The sequence below is a fragment of the Bacillus sp. UMB0893 genome (genome assembly GCF_002858905.1).
In the GTDB taxonomy this organism is placed as follows: Bacteria; Bacillota; Bacilli; order Bacillales; family Bacillaceae; genus Bacillus_P.
Genome location: NZ_PKLB01000001.1, coordinates 245,871 through 263,386, shown reverse-complemented (window position 1 = coordinate 263,386; position 17,516 = coordinate 245,871). Strand labels below are relative to the sequence as shown.

16 protein-coding genes are annotated in these 17,516 nt (G+C 39.1%); 3 read left to right on the top strand and 13 right to left on the bottom strand.

What is annotated here, in order from left to right:
* Positions 1-334: 334 nt before the first annotated feature.
* Positions 335-1,153, bottom strand: a complete 819-nt coding sequence (locus tag CYJ36_RS01340; protein WP_101564082.1) for a uroporphyrinogen-III synthase — start codon at positions 1,151-1,153, stop codon at positions 335-337.
* A gap of 338 nt (positions 1,154-1,491) precedes the next feature.
* Between CYJ36_RS01340 and CYJ36_RS01335 the strand changes: the two genes are divergently transcribed.
* Positions 1,492-1,674: a YolD-like family protein gene (locus tag CYJ36_RS01335; protein ID WP_101564080.1), complete on the top strand. Its 183-nt coding sequence runs from the start codon at positions 1,492-1,494 to the stop codon at positions 1,672-1,674.
* 43 nt (positions 1,675-1,717) lie between these two features.
* Here the strand turns inward: CYJ36_RS01335 and CYJ36_RS01330 are convergent, their stop codons facing one another.
* The 10 genes from CYJ36_RS01330 to CYJ36_RS01285 all read right to left on the bottom strand — a co-directional run bounded on the left by CYJ36_RS01330 (position 1,718) and on the right by CYJ36_RS01285 (position 12,575).
* Entirely contained in the window at positions 1,718-2,050 is a 333-nt protein-coding gene (locus tag CYJ36_RS01330; protein ID WP_101564078.1) for a hypothetical protein, read from the bottom strand.
* A 191-nt stretch (positions 2,051-2,241) separates the two neighbouring features.
* The gene (locus CYJ36_RS01325; protein WP_101564075.1) at positions 2,242-3,087 is read right to left on the bottom strand and encodes an SDR family oxidoreductase; all 846 of its coding nucleotides are present in this window, start codon (positions 3,085-3,087) and stop codon (positions 2,242-2,244) included.
* 15 nt (positions 3,088-3,102) lie between these two features.
* Entirely contained in the window at positions 3,103-4,161 is a 1,059-nt protein-coding gene (gene uxuA / locus CYJ36_RS01320) for a mannonate dehydratase (protein WP_101564073.1), read from the bottom strand.
* 21 nt (positions 4,162-4,182) lie between these two features.
* A complete protein-coding gene (gene uxaC / locus CYJ36_RS01315) occupies positions 4,183-5,589 on the bottom strand; it encodes a glucuronate isomerase (RefSeq protein WP_101564071.1) in 1,407 nt (468 codons plus the stop codon).
* 16 nt (positions 5,590-5,605) lie between these two features.
* Positions 5,606-8,002, bottom strand: a complete 2,397-nt coding sequence (locus CYJ36_RS01310) for a glycoside hydrolase family 31 protein (protein WP_101564069.1) — start codon at positions 8,000-8,002, stop codon at positions 5,606-5,608.
* Between the two features lie 25 nt (positions 8,003-8,027).
* Positions 8,028-9,323, bottom strand: coding sequence for a TRAP transporter large permease (locus tag CYJ36_RS01305; protein ID WP_101564066.1), 1,296 nt, complete (start codon positions 9,321-9,323; stop codon positions 8,028-8,030).
* Positions 9,324-9,341: 18 nt separating this feature from the next.
* Entirely contained in the window at positions 9,342-9,866 is a 525-nt protein-coding gene (locus CYJ36_RS01300; protein WP_101564064.1) for a TRAP transporter small permease, read from the bottom strand.
* A gap of 22 nt (positions 9,867-9,888) precedes the next feature.
* Positions 9,889-10,890 carry a TRAP transporter substrate-binding protein gene (locus CYJ36_RS01295; protein ID WP_101564062.1) on the bottom strand — a complete coding sequence of 334 codons (1,002 nt, stop codon included), beginning with the start codon at positions 10,888-10,890 and terminating at the stop codon, positions 9,889-9,891.
* Between the two features lie 33 nt (positions 10,891-10,923).
* Positions 10,924-11,922, bottom strand: a complete 999-nt coding sequence (locus CYJ36_RS01290) for a sugar kinase (protein WP_101564060.1) — start codon at positions 11,920-11,922, stop codon at positions 10,924-10,926.
* Positions 11,919-12,575: a bifunctional 2-keto-4-hydroxyglutarate aldolase/2-keto-3-deoxy-6-phosphogluconate aldolase gene (locus tag CYJ36_RS01285; protein WP_101564058.1), complete on the bottom strand. Its 657-nt coding sequence runs from the start codon at positions 12,573-12,575 to the stop codon at positions 11,919-11,921. The genes CYJ36_RS01290 and CYJ36_RS01285 overlap by 4 nt, the downstream gene beginning before the upstream one ends.
* Before the next feature lie 203 nt (positions 12,576-12,778).
* Between CYJ36_RS01285 and CYJ36_RS01280 the strand changes: the two genes are divergently transcribed.
* Entirely contained in the window at positions 12,779-13,765 is a 987-nt protein-coding gene (locus tag CYJ36_RS01280) for a LacI family DNA-binding transcriptional regulator (RefSeq protein WP_101564057.1), read from the top strand.
* 108 nt (positions 13,766-13,873) lie between these two features.
* On the opposite strand, the gene CYJ36_RS01275 is transcribed toward CYJ36_RS01280, so the two are convergent.
* Positions 13,874-14,878 (bottom strand): histidinol phosphate phosphatase domain-containing protein, encoded by a 1,005-nt coding sequence (locus CYJ36_RS01275; protein ID WP_101564055.1) that lies wholly within the window; start codon positions 14,876-14,878, stop codon positions 13,874-13,876.
* The gene (locus CYJ36_RS01270) at positions 14,868-15,668 is read right to left on the bottom strand and encodes a DeoR/GlpR family DNA-binding transcription regulator (protein ID WP_101564053.1); all 801 of its coding nucleotides are present in this window, start codon (positions 15,666-15,668) and stop codon (positions 14,868-14,870) included. The genes CYJ36_RS01275 and CYJ36_RS01270 overlap by 11 nt, the downstream gene beginning before the upstream one ends.
* A 434-nt stretch (positions 15,669-16,102) precedes the next feature.
* On the opposite strand from CYJ36_RS01270, the gene CYJ36_RS01265 reads away from it, so the two are divergent.
* Positions 16,103-17,317, top strand: a complete 1,215-nt coding sequence (locus CYJ36_RS01265; protein ID WP_101564050.1) for a metallophosphoesterase family protein — start codon at positions 16,103-16,105, stop codon at positions 17,315-17,317.
* Positions 17,318-17,516 lie beyond the last annotated feature (199 nt).

The window sequence follows — 17,516 nt, the reverse complement described above, 5'->3', positions numbered from 1 at the left end:
GCCTATGATTTTAGCATAGGACTCTCTGGGCAGGTTCTGCGGCTTTGCTGCGGCAGGGTCTTGCAGCTGATAAACCCCGCTCTCTGTCACATAAAGACCCGCATACTAATCCCACGTCAACGTTCACTGATTTTTATATATTATGCGGAGTAAACGTCTTTATGTCAAGAACTTCCTGCATACCTTTCACAGAAAAACATGGATTTCTGCTATATTTTGAATGCAAAAAGCTTACTTTTTCCACTCAAATCCGTGGGAAATGCACCCCATGCTGATAACTAGAACGAAAACATAAATGGTATTGTTCAGCCATTTTGGCATAATTCATCTTCCTTTATTTGATTTTTAACTCTTCGTAGTACTTTGAAAGCTCAATGATCATCGCACCCATTCTTTCAAGTTCCGGCGCAAGCGGGCTATCTATGCCTTCTTCTATTAAAGCTTCTGCGGTGATTTTTCCAACAGCAACTGGTAAAACATGAGTTTTGAATGCATGAAGAATGTCTTGCAGACAATCTGCCTTTTTTGCATAGTCAAACAGCTCTCGAACTTGGATTGCAGAAGTAAAGCAGACGGCATCAACTTCACTATTCTGCATTTCTTTACATAGTAAACGAACAGCCTCTTGATCTGGCGCAATATGCTGATAAGGCAAAATCTGCAAAACAGTTGCGCCCTTATCTTCAAGAAACTTTATCAAAGCAGGCGCTGTTTCCCCATGCAGCTGAACCATTACTTTCTTACCGCTAAAGTCTTGTTCTTGCAGCTCGCGGATCAGCCCTCTGGTTGTTCCATCATCATCTTTTGCAACAGGCTTGAGGCCAAGTTTCTTTAAAGCAGCAAAGGTTTTGTATCCTCTTGAAGCAATTTGTGCTCGATTTATAACGCTAAGATAGGCCTGCTCCTCATCTATTTTTCTTGCAAGATTTAACAAGGTTTCTGTACCTATACCCGTTGTAAAGATCACCCAATCCGCACCTTCCTTAATAAATGTGCGAATATCTGGTTCCACCTGCTCCTCTGCAAGAAAAACAGTTCCTTGCAAGGAACGGACTAACGGAATTCCGCCTTGTCTTTCAATTAATGCGCTGATTTCATCTGTTTTCCGTGAGCCTGCAATCACAATACGCTTTCCTTCTAATCCTTTTCCCATTACCTTGTCCTCATTTCCCCTAGAAAAGAAAGAAGCTCTTTTCTGCTTATTTTAATGAAAAACTGTTTATATTTGACCAACCAATTCGATTGTTTCGAGCCCATCCAATTGGCTAATATCCGATTTTTCTTATAACTAAAGTTATCATTATGCTCTGATTGTTTCAATACTGTTATTAAAATGCAGCCAATGTGCTTTTTTTCACAAAGTGTTCAAACTTTATGTAATCGCTTTCAAAAACTTGTAGTATAATAGGAATATATTCATATAAAACAACTCTTTTAGACTAACTAAACAAAATATAAATGAAAAACCATCACATGAAAGGAGAAATGAACATGATTTTAAAAGCATTGAGGCGGAATAAACTTGTTACAATTAACTACTACATTGACGGTGCAATCCAAACGTTAAAAGGACGTGTCCATAACTTGGATTTAAGCGATCAAACGTTGTCACTTGAAGATGAGAATAAAAATATCTTTTCGATCCGGCTTTCGGGGATTAAAGAAATTTATTGATACTGGAAAGAGCATCAGCGGATGATGCTCTTTTTTGTTCATCTTACTCTGAGTCATCCTGTAAATCTTTATTTCTTTGAAAAGATCTTTTTAAAGAAATATAGCTTGTGAAAAACATGAAAAAGCCAGCTAAAACCAGAAAGCCAAACGTCTCAATCCATTCCTCAAATCGAGTCGGCACTTCTATAAATATAGAAAATACGGCTAAAGATATGGCAATAAATCCAGCTGCCTTCAAAAAAATGATCTTTCTCTCTTTTTTATATTCCTTTTCTGTAGAAATCATTGTGTACTCAATGCCAGAGAGGATATATCTCCCGCCGACATAGCAAAGAAAAACGATGATCGCTATTCCTGCAACGACATTAACATCCAATCAAAAAGAACAGCATTTAAGCTGTTCTTTTTGATTGTTTTTCCTTATTCTTTTTCCCACTCGCTCGCTGAGTTGGACGTCCATGTACGAATCTGAGTTTAGAATTTTACTATTGTTACATTTCACCTAAATAGGAATCAACCACTTTTCCGTATTTATTCACCAAATCTGTCTATCTGCCAATCCAATAGTTAAACCCCCGAATAAGCCGAAAACCCTCCATCAACAGGAATCACAGTTCCCGTGACAAACCGAGATGCTTCGTTGCTGACAAGCCATAACAGGGTTCCGTTCAAATCCTCGGGTTCTCCAAATCTCTCGAGCGGTGTCTGGTTAAGAATTTTTTTAGCCCGCTCAGTAGGATTTCCGTCTGGATCCATTAACAGGTTTCTGTTTTGCTCTGTTAAAAAGAAGCCTGGTGCAATGGCATTTACTCTGATGCCTGCTTTAGACATATGGACAGCAAGCCACTGGGTAAAGTTACTTACTGCCGCTTTTGCACCGCTGTAAGCAGGGATTTTTGTTAATGGTGTGTAGGCATTCATGGAGGAAACATTAATAATGACATCTCCTTGACCCATATCTCTTGCGAATATTTGTGTGGTCTGAAGTGCACCGAGAAAATTTAAATCAAAGACTGATCTGACTCCTTCTGTATCTAAGTCAAAAAATGTATTCGTTTCAGGGTCTTCCAAATCCTCTTTGTAAAAGTATTCTTTATCGGTATTTCCTTTTGGATGATTGCCGCCCGCTCCATTAATAAGGATGCTGCATGTTCCTAATTTTTCATTCACTTCTTCTTTCGCCCGTTCAAGACTGGCTTTATCAAGGACATCTGCCGCAACTGCCAGTGTGATCCCCCCGTCTGCACGGATTTCTTCTGCCACGCGATCAACCGATTCCTGCCGTCTGCTGATAACAGCAACTTTCGCTCCGCATTTAGCTAAGGCTTTGGCAAATTGACTGCATAAAACCCCGCTGCCTCCGGTTATGACAGCTACTTTACCGTTTAAATCTATTTGAAAAGGAATCTTCATGTATATCCCTCATTTCTATTTAGACTCTCTGTTTTTTTCTTTTGTTGCCGCTTCCCACATTCCATTCAAATAGGTCGCACCAAGTGCACGGTCGTACAGCCCGTAACCCGGCTTTCCTGTTTCACCCCAGATCATTCTGCCGTGATCCGGTCGTGCCGGTCCAGAAAAATCAACTTCTCTCAGTGCACGGACAATTTCATACATATCCAATGAGCCATCTTCCGAACGGTGAGCGGATTCCTGGAATGACTTTTCGCCGATCCATTTTATATTTCTAAGATGTACGAAGTTGATTTTTTCCTTTTTTCCAAAGTAGCGGACAAATTCAGGGAAATCGTGGTTTGGATTAGCTCCGAGTGAACCGCTGCATAAACAAAGTCCATTATAGGGACTATCAAATAAATTGACGAATCTGTCTAAATTCTCTTTGCTTGTGATGATTCTCGGAAGTCCGAAGATAGACCATGGCGGATCATCTGGATGAATCGCCATTTTGACTTCTTCTTCCTCTGCAACAGGGATGATTTCTTTAATAAAGTGCGAAAGGTTTTCCCATAGTTTCTCTTCTGATATATGCTGATATTGTTCAAGCAGGTTCTTTAATTCTTCGGCTTCATAGCTTGAATCCCACCCCGGCAATGACAATTCTCCGCTTAATGGATTCATTTGCTTTACTTTTTCTTCTTCATAAATCAGAGCGGTAGATCCATCTTCAAGCTCATAGTCCAATGATGAGCGAGTCCAGTCAAATACAGGCATGAAGTTATAGCACACAATTTTGATTCCTGCTTTTGATAAATTTCGAATCGTCGTTTTGTAGTTTTCAATATATCGGTCCCTTGAAGGAAGACCGAGCTTGATATCTTCATGAACAGGCACACTTTCGATGACACTTAGTTGTAAACCGCTCTTTTCTATGTTTTTTTTCAAATCAACAATTTTATCGTATGGCCATGCTTCGCCAACAGGAATATCGTAGATGGCTGAAACAATCCCTGTCACTCCCGGAATCTGGCGGATTTTTTGTAAGGTGACAGGATCATTATCACCGTACCATCGAAACGTCATTTGCATAGTCGGTAGCCCTCCAATTATTTATCTAGTAATCTCAAAATAGTTTTCCGCGTTGTTATAACAAATATCTTGAACCATTTTTCCCATCAGCTCATAATCATCAGGTGCTTCTCCCTTATGCATCCATCCGCCGAGCATATTACATAAAATCCGGCGGAAATATTCGTGTCTTGTATAGGAGAGGAAACTGCGGGAGTCCGTCACCATGCCAAGGAAATTACTGATCAGCCCGATGCTTGAGAGATCTGTCATCTGACGAAGCATTCCATCCTTTTGGTCATTGAACCACCAGCCTGTTCCAAATTGAAGCTTGCCTCTTGCTTCTTCATTTTGAAAATTCCCGATGGCTGAAGCAATGATGGGATTATGAATTGGATTTAAATTATATAGGATGGTTTTAGGCAGTTCATTTTTCAAATCTAACTGATTTAACAATTGATTTAATGGTTTTGCCAATTCAAAATCGTTCATAGAATCAAACCCTGTATCAGGACCAAGCATTTTAAACATTTTTGTATTATTATTTCGGATGGCCCCAATGTGAAGCTGCATAGCCCAGCCATGTGCATGATAGAGCCTTCCTAAAAACAAAAGCGTGTATGTTTTATACTTTTTCTCCTCAAGCAGAGAAATCATTTGACCATTTACTGCTTTATCAAAAATGGCTGATGCTTCTTCAAGCGTACTCTCTTCATAGAACAACCTTTCAAATCCATGATCAGATACTCTGCATCCAGCATCATGAAAGTACTTCACCCGATCTTCGAGTGCCTTTAAAAAATCTGGATATTGATTGATTTCGAGGTTTGCAGCATTCGATAAACCGTTCACGAAAGGCAGAAATCCATCTTGCGTAATTTCAATTCCTTTATCAGGACGAAATGCCGGCAGCACTGCTGCCTCAATGTTTTCATTCTCCTTAATTTCTTTATGAAATTCGAGCGTGTCTGCTGGGTCGTCCGTCGTACAAATCACATTAACATTTGATTTTTTGATAATAGCTTGAGCTGAATAATTCTCCTGCTTTAAGAGTGTGCTGCAGTGCTCCCAAATTTCATCACCTGTTTTTTCGCTTAAGGCTAGATCGATATTAAAATACCGCTTTAATTCCAAGTGTGTCCAGTGATAGAGGGGATTGCCGACACAAGAAGGCATCGTTTTTGCCCATGCATCAAATTTTTCTTTATCATCTGCATTCCCGGTAATCAGCCTTTCGCTTATTCCGTTTGCGCGCAGCGCCCTCCACTTATAGTGATCACCGTTCAGCCAAATTTCCGTCAAGTTTTGAAACTGTTTGTTTTCTGCAATCTCTTTAGGACTCAAATGACAATGATAGTCATAGATTGGCATTTCTTTTGCAAACTCATGATAGAGAATTCTTGAACTCTCGTGATCTAATAGAAAATCGTCATCCAAAAATTTTTTCATTAGACATGCCCTCCCTTTAAAAATTGTATTCTACTGGTTTACCGCTTACTATTTGATTCCCATTGACAAATAGAAGTCTCTGTTCACCATCAGGCAAATTAAACGTGACCTTATCGTACGGGAGGTTATAGGAACCTTCTTTAGTCATTGCAATATGAATTTCTTTTCCATTCGCTTCCATTTCAACAAACAGAAACGCTGAAGTATGCGTATACTCAGTAGTCAGTCCATCATCTTCATATAATCTGTAAGAGGATTTTCCATTTCCTTTAGAAGGAAATAATAAAAAGCCTCTTTCATCTTCACGTTTGGTCTCAAATGTCACCTCAGCCTTGTTGATCGGAAGAATCGATCCGCCTTTAGCAAGCAAAGGCACATAATTCAGCGGTGCCGGAATGATTACTTGCTGACCGCCTTCAAACCATTTCCCTGTATGAAGGTCGTACCACCCATCAGGATGCATTGGCAAGTAAACCTCGCGTTCTCTCTTGCCGCTTTCCACAACCGATGCGACAAGCAGATTTTCTCCAAGCATAAAATCATCATTTTCCTCAAATGTGTTCTGATCATGCTCAAAATCATAAAAAGTAGGGCGAATAATCGGCATATGATTCTCATGTGCCTCATAAAGAGCTGTATACAAATAAGGAATGAGTTTCGTTCTGAATTTAATTAATTCCCTGATTGAATCTAAAGTCTCTGGATACATCCACGGTTCGTTTACAGTCTGGTCATCATTCCAGGAATGAATCGTAAAGCGAGGATGGACAATTCCATTTTGCACCCATCTTACAAACAGTTCAGGCTCAGGAGCAGGACCTGAAAATCCTCCTACATCATGCCCAAAGTTGTAAATGCCAGATAGGCTCAAACCAATTCCCATCTTGTTGTTGTACTTTAACGTTTTCCAGCTTGTGCGATTGTCGCCGGTCCAAGTTTGAACATAACGATGCATTCCAGGGCTGCCAGAACGTGAAATCAAATAAGGACGCAGATCAGGACTGAATTCTTTCTGTGCTTCATAAGACGCCTTCATCATAAGCAGCGGATGAAGGGCACGAATGGTTTCGAAGTCTATTTTTTCTCCGAACCAATGACAAACTGCGTCTTTGCTCCAAATTTCAAATTCGTTATTGTCATTCCACGTCGAATCAATGCCATATTCCAGCAGCATCTCTTTTACCTGAGCTTTCCACCAGTCGTACGTATCTTTATTTGTAAAATCTAAGTACGCACCCGTTTCATCCCAAAATTGAGCCATTTCAGGTTCATTTGTTTTGCTGTTTGAAATAAACATCTGTTTTTCTTTTAACTCTTTAAAAACCGGATGATCATTTAATAAACATGGTTTAATGTTTGCGCACAATTTCAGGTCTTTCTCGTGAAAATCGTTAACCATTTCTTTTGGTGATGGGAATTTTGAATCATTCCAATTAAATACATATCTCTTGTCACCGATTGATGTGTAGCCGGATGAAAGCTGAAAGGAATCGCACAAAATGTCATGTTCCTCACAGAGCTGTACGAATTTCTTTAGCTGGTCCTGCGCGTCTGGTGCATCTGTATAGCTCATCGTGGAACCTGAATACCCTAAGCTCCATTTAGGAGGCAAAATGGTTTTCCCTGTCATCCATGCAAATTTCTGAGTAACATCCCGAACTTTCGGCCCCGCGATCACATAGTAATCCAAATCTCCTTTTTCAGCCTGAAAGTATCGGTAAAGACCGTGATAATTATCAAGCTCTGATCCCATTTCAAAAATAGAGCTTGATAAGTTATCGTAGAATAATCCAAACGAAATCCCTGTTTTCTTCTGTCTCGTAATATAGAACGGGATATGTTTGTAAAGCGGATCTGTGTATTCAGCATCATAGCCCATTGCATCAATCGTCAGCATGCGATAACGTTTCCCATGTTTATCTACAGGCCCTGTTTTTTCACCAAGCCCGAAATACTGTTCGTCTAAATCACGCTGCAGATAATGTACAGGCCCATTCCCCAACGACTGGTCAAAATTGTATGCTTGTGTCTTTCGATCATTTGCAAGAGGAATCCAATTTTCATTTTCCAGGTAGAACCAGCTGATCTTAAATCCGTCCAGTTTAATGTGAAGCTTTAAACTCTCTGTTTCTACAATAAAGACATCTTCTGCTTGCCTAGTTTCATAGGCTGGCAATGAAAATCCGACTGTATCAAAGCGGTTTCGGCCTTCCACTGGAACATCTTCCATTCCAGGTGCGATACTCCATGTTCGATTGAGTTTTAATGTTTCTCCTTCAGAGAATAAAATGCGGACGATATTTTTCTCCAGAATGAAGATCTTTGCATGGACATTTCCATCTTCTAGTTTAAAGTGGAGGACATTGCTGTTTTCCTGTACAAATGTAAAAGGGTACATTTCTTTAATACTCATATTGCAAACCTTCTCTCTGATGTATTTATAGTCCGAATAGTTTAGGCAAGCTTAAGCTGATTTCAGGTATAAAAGTAACGGCTAACAAAACAATAATGATTGCTCCGTAAAATGGAAGCAGGGGTTTTACGACTTGTTCGATTTTCACTTTCCCGATGCTGCAGCCAACAAAAAGCGCACTTCCTACAGGAGGAGTAATATTCCCGATGCATAGGTTGAATGCCATCATAATTCCAAAATGAACCGGATCCATGCCGAATGTGGAAACAACCGGAAGGAAGATTGGCGTAAAAATTAAAACAGCCGGTGTGATATCCATGAATGTTCCAATTATTAAAAGAATGAGATTCATCATAAGCAAAATAAGAATTGGACTATCCGTAAGCCCTAATAGCCCGCTGCTGATTGCTTCAGGTATGCCAGTAAAGGACATTACCAGAGACAAAATCGCCGAAGTCCCGATCAGAAGCATGATGACAGCTGTCATTTCAACCGTTTCAAGGAGCATTTTTGGAAGCTTCTTAAAGCTGAACGTTCGATAAATGATGGATAGAATAAGAGAATAGGCTACCGCTATTGCAGCTCCTTCTGTTGCCGTAAAGATTCCGGCAATTATTCCGCCAAGAACAATGACAATCAGCATCAGACTTGGAATCGCGTCGAGAAACACCTTGAATCCCTGACTGAATGTAATCTTTTGTGAGATTGGATAATTCTTCTTTTTAGCAATAAAGAAGGCCACAGCCATCGTTGCCATTCCCCATAAGATTCCTGGAATGTATCCCGCCATAAATAACGCAGCTACAGATGTGCCCCCGCTTACCAATGAGTAGATAATCAGCAAACTGCTCGGCGGTATCAGCAAACCAGTTGGTGCAGAAGCAATATTGACGGCTGCCGAATATGTCCGCTCATACCCTTCCTTATCCTGCATGGGAGACATGACACCGCCAATGGCAGCAGCTGAGGCAACAGAAGAACCGGAGATTGACCCGAAAAGCATATTGCCTAACACGTTTGTGTGTGCCAATGACCCCGGCATGCGTCCGGCCAGCAATTTTGCCAGATTAATTAACCGGATAGCAATTCCTCCGTTGTTCATGATGATGCCTGATAGAACAAAAAATGGAACAGCCAGTAAAGCAAAACTATCAAGTCCTGTCACCATTTTTTGAGCGGATGTAAAGACGGCAACATCAAACGGAAACAAAATGATCATAGTTGAAATGGAGGCGCCGGCAATACTGATGGCAATGGGAACTCCTATTAATAAAAGAACAAAAAACACACTTAATAGAATAATTCCTGCTGTTAATGTCAATTCACTTCACTCCTTTTTCTAGCCTTCTAATTGAGATTTGGATGCAGCTTCTAAATCATCTGAATATAAATCTACTTTCTTCTTTGCGATCGCCTCATAAATGGTTAGAAGACTATATCCGATAATAAGAACTCCGCTTACAGGAAGTGAAAGATAGATGAATCCCATGGGTATGCCAAGCGAAGCTGAAGATTGAGCCATGGTAATCGCAACTGTCTTAGAACCTCCAATCACCATGACCACTGAAGCAAAGGCAAGCACAAGGACTTCAATGATTACGCTTACAGGAAGAGCTTTGTTTTTTGGAAGCTTTTCTACTATAAACTCGATCGCGATATGCTTCTTTTGTCCGAACGCATAAGCTGCTCCTAGCATTGAGACCCAGATCAATGAATACCTTAGGATTTCCTCTGAAACCGAGCTTGGTGAATTTAGAACATATCTGGTAAATACTTGCCAGATTGCGATGATCACCATAAAACCCAATACTGTACATGTTATAAAGGCAAGAGTTTGATCCACTCTTTTTCTAATGGTTTGCATGTTTTATCCCTCCTAAAAGATTTCAGTCTTTTGCCGCAGCCCGAATTTCTTTGTAGTATTCTGCAGTAGATTCTTTTTTTGCAAACTCTTCATGCAGCGGCTGTACAGCTTTTCGGAATGGTTCCTTATCTGGCGTGCTGAAAGTGACATTCTTTTTCTTCGCATCTTCGATTGATTTCGCAATTGCTTTTTCCCAAACTTCTTTATGAAACTCAGTTGATTCCTTTGCAGCTTCAGAGATTGCCAGTTTTTGATCTTCGTTCAATTCCTCCCATTTCGTATTATTCATTATCAGCATATCCGGAACCATGGCATGTTCACTGTATGAGTACTGCTTTGCGACTTCTCCGTGGTTATTATCCGTTAAAGCGGTTTCATTATTTTCCGAACCATCGATTACACCTTGCTGTAAAGCTGTATATACTTCTCCAAAGGACATCGGAGTAGGCGCTCCGCCCATTAGTTCAATCATTTTAATTGAAGTTGCGCTAGGCTGAACACGAATCTTTAAACCCTTCAAATCGTCTGGATGTTTGATTGGTTTATTTTTCGTGTAAAAGTTCCGTGAGCCTCCATCATAAAAAGAAAGCCCGATAAATCCGATTTCTTCTGTTGATTGATAGATTTCTTGTGCAACCTTGCTGTTCATGACACTATAATAATGTTCTTTGCTATCAAATAAGTAAGGCAGACTAAAAAGAGAATACACCTCTGAAAAACTTTCCAAAGCACTTGCACTTACCTTGGCAAAATCAACGGCCCCAGTCTGGGTTAACTCAATTACCTCACGCTCTGCACCAAGCTGACCGTTTGGATAAAGCTGTATCTTAACGGATCCATCCGTTTTCTCTTCTACTAATCTTGCAAACTCTGTTAATGATTTGTGTACAGGATGAGTTTCACTTTGATTGTGTGCAAGCCGCATCGTAATTGTTTCATCCTCACCAGCTGCCTTGCTGCTGCAAGCTGATAGTGTTCCTAAACTTAAAGCGCATACAATAATAATAGTTAGTAGTTTTCTCATCCAGGTTCCTCCCATGAATTCGATGAACAATTGTTACCTTTGAATGGAATTTTCTTCAAACGCATTTATTTCATCTGCTGATAGAATGCTGAAGTCACCTTTTAACGTATGTTTCAAAACACTTGCGGCTAACGCAAAGGAGACACTTGACTTCATTGATTCCCCTTTTAACATGGAATGGATGAAAGCCGCAACATATGCGTCTCCGCCTCCAACCCTGTCAAGGATTTGAAATTCACATTTAGCTGTACTGAAAAAATCGCTTTGATCTAATGCATAGCCGGACAAGCTGTTAACAGAAGCTGAATGTACGCTGCGAACCGTCGAAGCAATGATAGGCAGACTGTACTGATCTTTCATTTTCATCATGATTTCCTTTATGGTGTCAGGTTCATTTTCATTCAGCTGATTCGATTCAATACCAAGAATGTATGCTGCATCCTTGTGGCCTGCAAAACAAACATCCACATATGGCAGCACCTTTTCATATGCAGCTTTTGCTTCCTCAAGTGTCCAAAGCTTGCTTCGATAATTAAAATCAAAACTGATGGTTATCTGTTTTTCCTTCGCGATTTTCATAGCTTCTTCTGTAATTCTTGCACCGCTTTCCCCTATTGCCATCGTAATTCCTGAAACGTGAAACCAGTCTGCTCCTTCAAGTATACGATGGAAGTCGAAATCTTCTAACCTCGCTTCTGCCATAGATGAGTGTGACCGGTCGTATAAAACCTGAGAAGCTCTTCTCGATATTCCATTTTCAGCAAAATAAATGCCAAGTCTGTCTCCGCCCCGAACAACGTCTTCCACATTCACACCATATTTCCTTAAATGTCCGATCGCAGCGTCCCCTAATGAATTAGCTGGTAATTTCGATACAAACGCGGAATGATGGCCAAGTGATGCCAGACTTACTGCAACATTTGCTTCGCTTCCGCCGTAATAGGCTTCAAATGCTTCTGTTTGAACGATCTTTTGATAATCAGGGGGTGTCAGCCTTAGCATGATTTCTCCTAATGAAATAACTTTTTTCATTTTACCATCACCCGTCTTTTTGCTTCCTTAGCCTTTTGAACAAATTGACTTGCGATCTTAGAAATTTCTCCGTAATCGCCAGTTTTTGCAGGATAGGTTAAATCGCTTCCCGTTCCGACGGCAATGCAGCCTCTTAAAATCCATTCTTCTACATTATTTAAATTGACACCTCCAGTTGGCATCATTTCTAATTGAGGCAGCGGACCTTTAATAGCAGAAACAATGTCACTTGAAAAATGATTTCCTGGAAAAAGTTTAATGATCGACGCACCATATTCCATCGCTGTAATCATTTCTTTTATTGTCATGCAGCCTGGTATGTATGGAACTTGATAACGGTTACATAATTTAGCTGCATCTTTATCGAAAGCTGGAGAGACTATAAAACTAGCACCGGCATTAATAGCCAGTTTGGCTGTTTCGCTATCTAATACAGTACCAGCACCAATAATCACTTCTTCTGAAATATCCGATTTAATTAATGATGCAATCACTTTATCTGCTTCTGGTGTTGTAAAAGCAACTTCAATTGCAGTGATCCCGCCTTTTATGCACATTTCTGAGATTTTTACCGCTTCTTCTGGCTGGTCTGCTCTTATGACTGCAACAACACCTGCATCCGTCATTTTTAATAGCCGTTCATATTTAATCATTTGGAATCCTCCTATCATCGATTGCTTTATAACAACGTTGTTATTAATGATTGTAAAATAACAACGTTGTTATTTTATTGTAAAAAAGCATGTATTTCCTCAGCTTTTATACTATACTATGAGTAACAACGTTGTTATTAACAGTATAAGTTGTATTCGGAAAATTTTCAACATTTCATTTTTATATTTTGGAGGATTTTTTGATGAGTGTAACCATAAAAGATATTGCCCGAGAATCCGGAGTCAGCTATTCAACTGTCTCAAAGGCATTGAATGACAGTCCTCTCGTCAAGCCTGATACAAAGAAAAAAGTAATAGAAGCAGCACGTAATTTAGGGTATTCCCCAAACTTTGCTGCAAAAAATCTTGTCTCAAAAAAAAGCAGAACGATTGGACTTGTCTGGCCAGCAATTGATCGAATTGCACTTACAGCTCTTGTTTCAAAGATCAACGAAATCGTAACAAGTAAAAATTATTTTATGATTCTCTCTGTGAATTCAGCAGATAAGGCTGTAGAAATGTTCAAAAGCTTTCAAGTAGATGGTGTCATAATCTTTGAAGAAGGCGGAGAAACGGAGCTTCATTCCGGATTAGCATCTTCAATCCCCATTCTTTCGTACGGTGTTTCAGGAAGCAGCCCGCTTCCAATAATCGATGTAAATCATAAAAAAGCCATTCACAAAGCAGTTCTGCATTTATATAATCAAGGACATACGAAAATAAGCTATATTGGAGACCTTTCGCCTATCGATAAGCGTCAAGCTGAAAAACTGGATGGATTTTATGAGGGAATGAAAGAAGCAAACCTGATTCCAGGCGAAAGCAGCATTGCCAATACAAAAGGCCTTAGCTGGTATGACGGATATCTTGCAGCAAAAACGCTGCTCCAAAAAGAGCCGCTGCCGACTGCCCTTATCAGCGGAAGCTATGACATAAGTGTAGGTATATTAAGGGCAGTAAAGGAATTAAACTTGCGCATTCCTGATGACCTATCTTTAATCTCTTATGATAACATCCCGCAAATGGCAAGCCTAGAAACAGAACTGACAAGTGTAGGGGTACCAATTGATCATCTGGCAGACAAAATGGTCGAATCCATGCTCTCCTTAATTGCTCAGCCTGGTTCTATCAGTCTTACTCAACTGATGGAACCTGAAATTATGATGCGGAAATCGACACGTAACATATGAATCGAATAATTAAAAACACCTCGAAGCATCGCAGAACGTTGTAGAGGTGTTTTTTCTGTTTTTATCTAGAATTCATTCTTCTCAAACATCTTCTCACTTTAAACAAATTCACTTTAAAGAAAGAGGCATCATGATACGTTTTCTTTTTTCGAAAGTCGCTATTTGCCTTACCCCTTTTTGATACAGCATCTTTATATTTTCATTTATATAAGCACCTAAATCCTCTGGAAAATGTGCATCAGATGAAAGGAGCAAGGGAATGTTTTCCTCTATCAATAAATCTAGAAATGGTTCACTTGGGCACATTTCTTTAACAGGGAAACGGTAATATAAACCTGCATTCACTTCAGTTGCAGTATTCATTTCTTTTAAGGCTTTAATTACTTTCTTATACATAGGCAACAAACGATCTGCATGAGGACGATAGCCGAAGACTTTGATATTATCCAGGTGGGAAATAAAGTCAAACAAACCGCTTCTAGTAGCCTTTTCCACTATTCTAAAGAAGTCTTCATATAAAGCAGTTACATCATATTTTTCAAATTCATCGATCGTTTTGGGATTATCAAACCCCCATCCATTAATAAAATGAACAGAACCATTAATAAAATCCCAATGATGTTTGCTTAGCAATTCAGATAAATCCTCTTCACGATCTTCAAAATAGTCTGCTTCTACTCCTACCTTTAACCGCACTCCTTGCTTTGCCCATTTTTCTTTATTTCTTGTAATGGATTCTGCAAAATGATCCATACTTTCTGTCATGACCAGATCTAACCATTGTTTTTGCAAGGTACCAATTGGAGTATCATCCAGCAGCATGTTCTTTTCAAAGTACGTTCGGCATTCTGTAAAGCGATACAGATGATCAACAATCCCAACTTCTTTTATTCCTTTTCTAATCGCATTTTCCAGATATAAATCAAGCCAAATTGAATCGTAAGCACCTTTAGTCACTCTCTCAGATAACTTTTGTAATGCGTTGCTAACCCATTGTTTGGAATATTTATTTTCTAAAGATGATTGTCCCATTAGCAGGTTTTGATAGGTTTTTTCTAACCAGCGATAGGTATACGGACCTTCTTCAAGATGAACATGGTAATCAACTCTCATTCAAGTCACCGACTGTTACCCAATCTACATCCCGAAGCACTGGGTCTTTTAACCAATCAATTGGCATTTTCTGATCTGTAATAAGACAATCAATTGCTGAGAATGACCCTATGTTAAAGAGAGCCCGCTGATTCAGTTTAGAAGAATCAGCTACAACATATACTTGTTTTGATCTCTTCATCATAATTGAAGAAGCAGATGCTTCATCAACATTAAAATCACAAATCCCATCCATGCTTATTCCGCCGCATGAAATAAAAGCTTTGTCAAAATAAAATTGCTCTAATAGCTTGTTGGTTATTGAACCGCTGATTGAACGCTGCAGAGGATTAGAGATTCCTCCAAGTACAATTACTTTCCCATCAAATAACCGGTTTTCAATCCGATTATTTAATAGTTCAGCTGCAGCCAAAGAATTGGTCACGATTGTTACATTCTTTACGTCTTTAATTGAACTCGCAATTTGAAAAGTTGTTGTACCTACATCAAGTGCAACTAAATCTCCATCCATAATAAAAGTCGCTGCTGCTTCTCCAATCATTTTTTTTTGAAGATGAAAGATGCCAACTTTTTTATTGAAATGAGGCTCTTTAATAACACCAAAATATTGGATAGCTCCCCCATGAATTCTGCGTAATTTCTTTTTCTCTTCGAGTGCGCTTAAATCTTTTCTGATTGTTTCAGGTGTCACGTTTAATTTAATAGCTAACTCTACTACACCAATTTTATTTTTCATTTCTAATTCTCTGATAATTACTTTATATCTTTCAGCAGTTAAAGACTTTTTCATTTTCTTCCTCCCTATTTAATTGCATTTTTGTTTTGATTTGTTTTGGTTTAACCCATTATAAAAAAGATATATAAATAATAACCTGCGAAAATATTAACTTTTGTAAAATAAAACAGAAATGAGAACGATATCAAAAGATCAAAACAAGCCATTTATGAACCTTTTATCGTCTTAAGTTCCTTTTTAAGGCGATATATGCGTTTTATTTTTGTTTTTTTGTTTTTTGTTTTGCTTTTTTTACTTACATTGCTATCTTGATTAATAATCTATCAATATTAATATCCTATGATGGAAATGTAGGTAACGGGAATGGTGGCGCCATCTCATTTAAGTAGTGACTGTTTGAATAGACATTACATAAATTTTCTCCATTACTATTACTCTTTTCTTTTGTTAAGCTAATCAATCATTTATAAAAAACTGGAGGTTTTTTTATGAGTAATCAGGATTCAAATAAAGGATTAGACAGAAGAAGTTTTATTAAAATTGGAGGAATGAGTACACTCGCTTTAACTCTTGCTACTACTGGATTGCCGGGAGATTTATTTACTAACACGGTACATGCTGAAAAAAATGCAGACGCTAAGCTTCACTTCAACTCAGATGGAAAGTTTAAGGTCGTCCAATTTAATGATACTCAAGATGATGAACGTATTGATCGCAGGACACTTGAACTTATGGAGAAAGTTCTTGACTCTGAAAAACCGGATTTTGTTGTACTAAATGGTGACAATATTACAGGAGGCTGTGATTCAGAATTGGAGATGAAACAAGCCCTGAATAATGTAGCTCAGCCAATGGAAAAAAGAGGAATTAAATGGGCGGTTACGTTTGGGAACCATGATGAAGACTCCACTTCCAAGAGTGGAATGGATGAGACTGCTATGCTGAATTTCTATATGAAGTACAAATATAATATGAACGAACCTGGCGAAAAGGGTTTAACCGGTACAGGAAACATGAACCTCATCATACGCCAATCAAAAGGTAATAAAGCTGCGTTTAACCTTTGGCTTCTTGACAGCGGCAGATACGCTCCAGCACAAATCGCCGGTCAGGATTTTAAAGGATACCCTACTTGGGACTGGCTCCGTTTTAATCAGGTTAATTGGTATTATGAAAAATCTAAAAAACTTGAAAAGCAGTACGGTTATAAAGTACCTTCACTCGTATTCATTCATATCCCACTATGGGAGCATCGTTTTATGTGGCATGGAAGTGTAGACGTAAGATCACAAGCAAACCATGATCTTGCAGTAAAAAGGCATAGTATCGTAGGAGAAAGAAATGAAGATGAATGCCCTGGTCCGGTTAACAGCGGTTTATTTTCAGCCATGTTAGATAGAGGAGACGTTAAAGGGGTATTCTGCGGACATGATCATATAAACACCTATTGCGGCAACTATTATGGAATTTTGCTTGGGTATGCAGGAAACACTGGCTTCGGTACGTATGGTCTTTCAGGCTCTGATAGAAATAGACTTCGCGGTGCAAGAGTATTCAATTTAGATGAAAATAAAGAGGGAGTCCTTGTTGAGACACATATGGTTTTCGCAAAGGACTATGGGATTGACTTAACAGCAAATGATCAAAGTATGGATCCTCTTCCATTAAATAATAAAAGTGAAGAAAAAACTGTAAAGAATTAAATTTCTAGGTAAATATAAAAGGCGCTTTTCGTAAAGTTTCAGAAAAAATGGTTAAATAAAACCTTTAGTGGATTGTAGCGGAAGGCACTTGACTCCTGCGGGAAATAGAGGCTCCCATCCCTCCCCGCGGAAAGCAAGTGCAGCGGAAATCCACGGGTACAAGTAATAACCAAAAACAACAATCAATGCAAAACAGCCA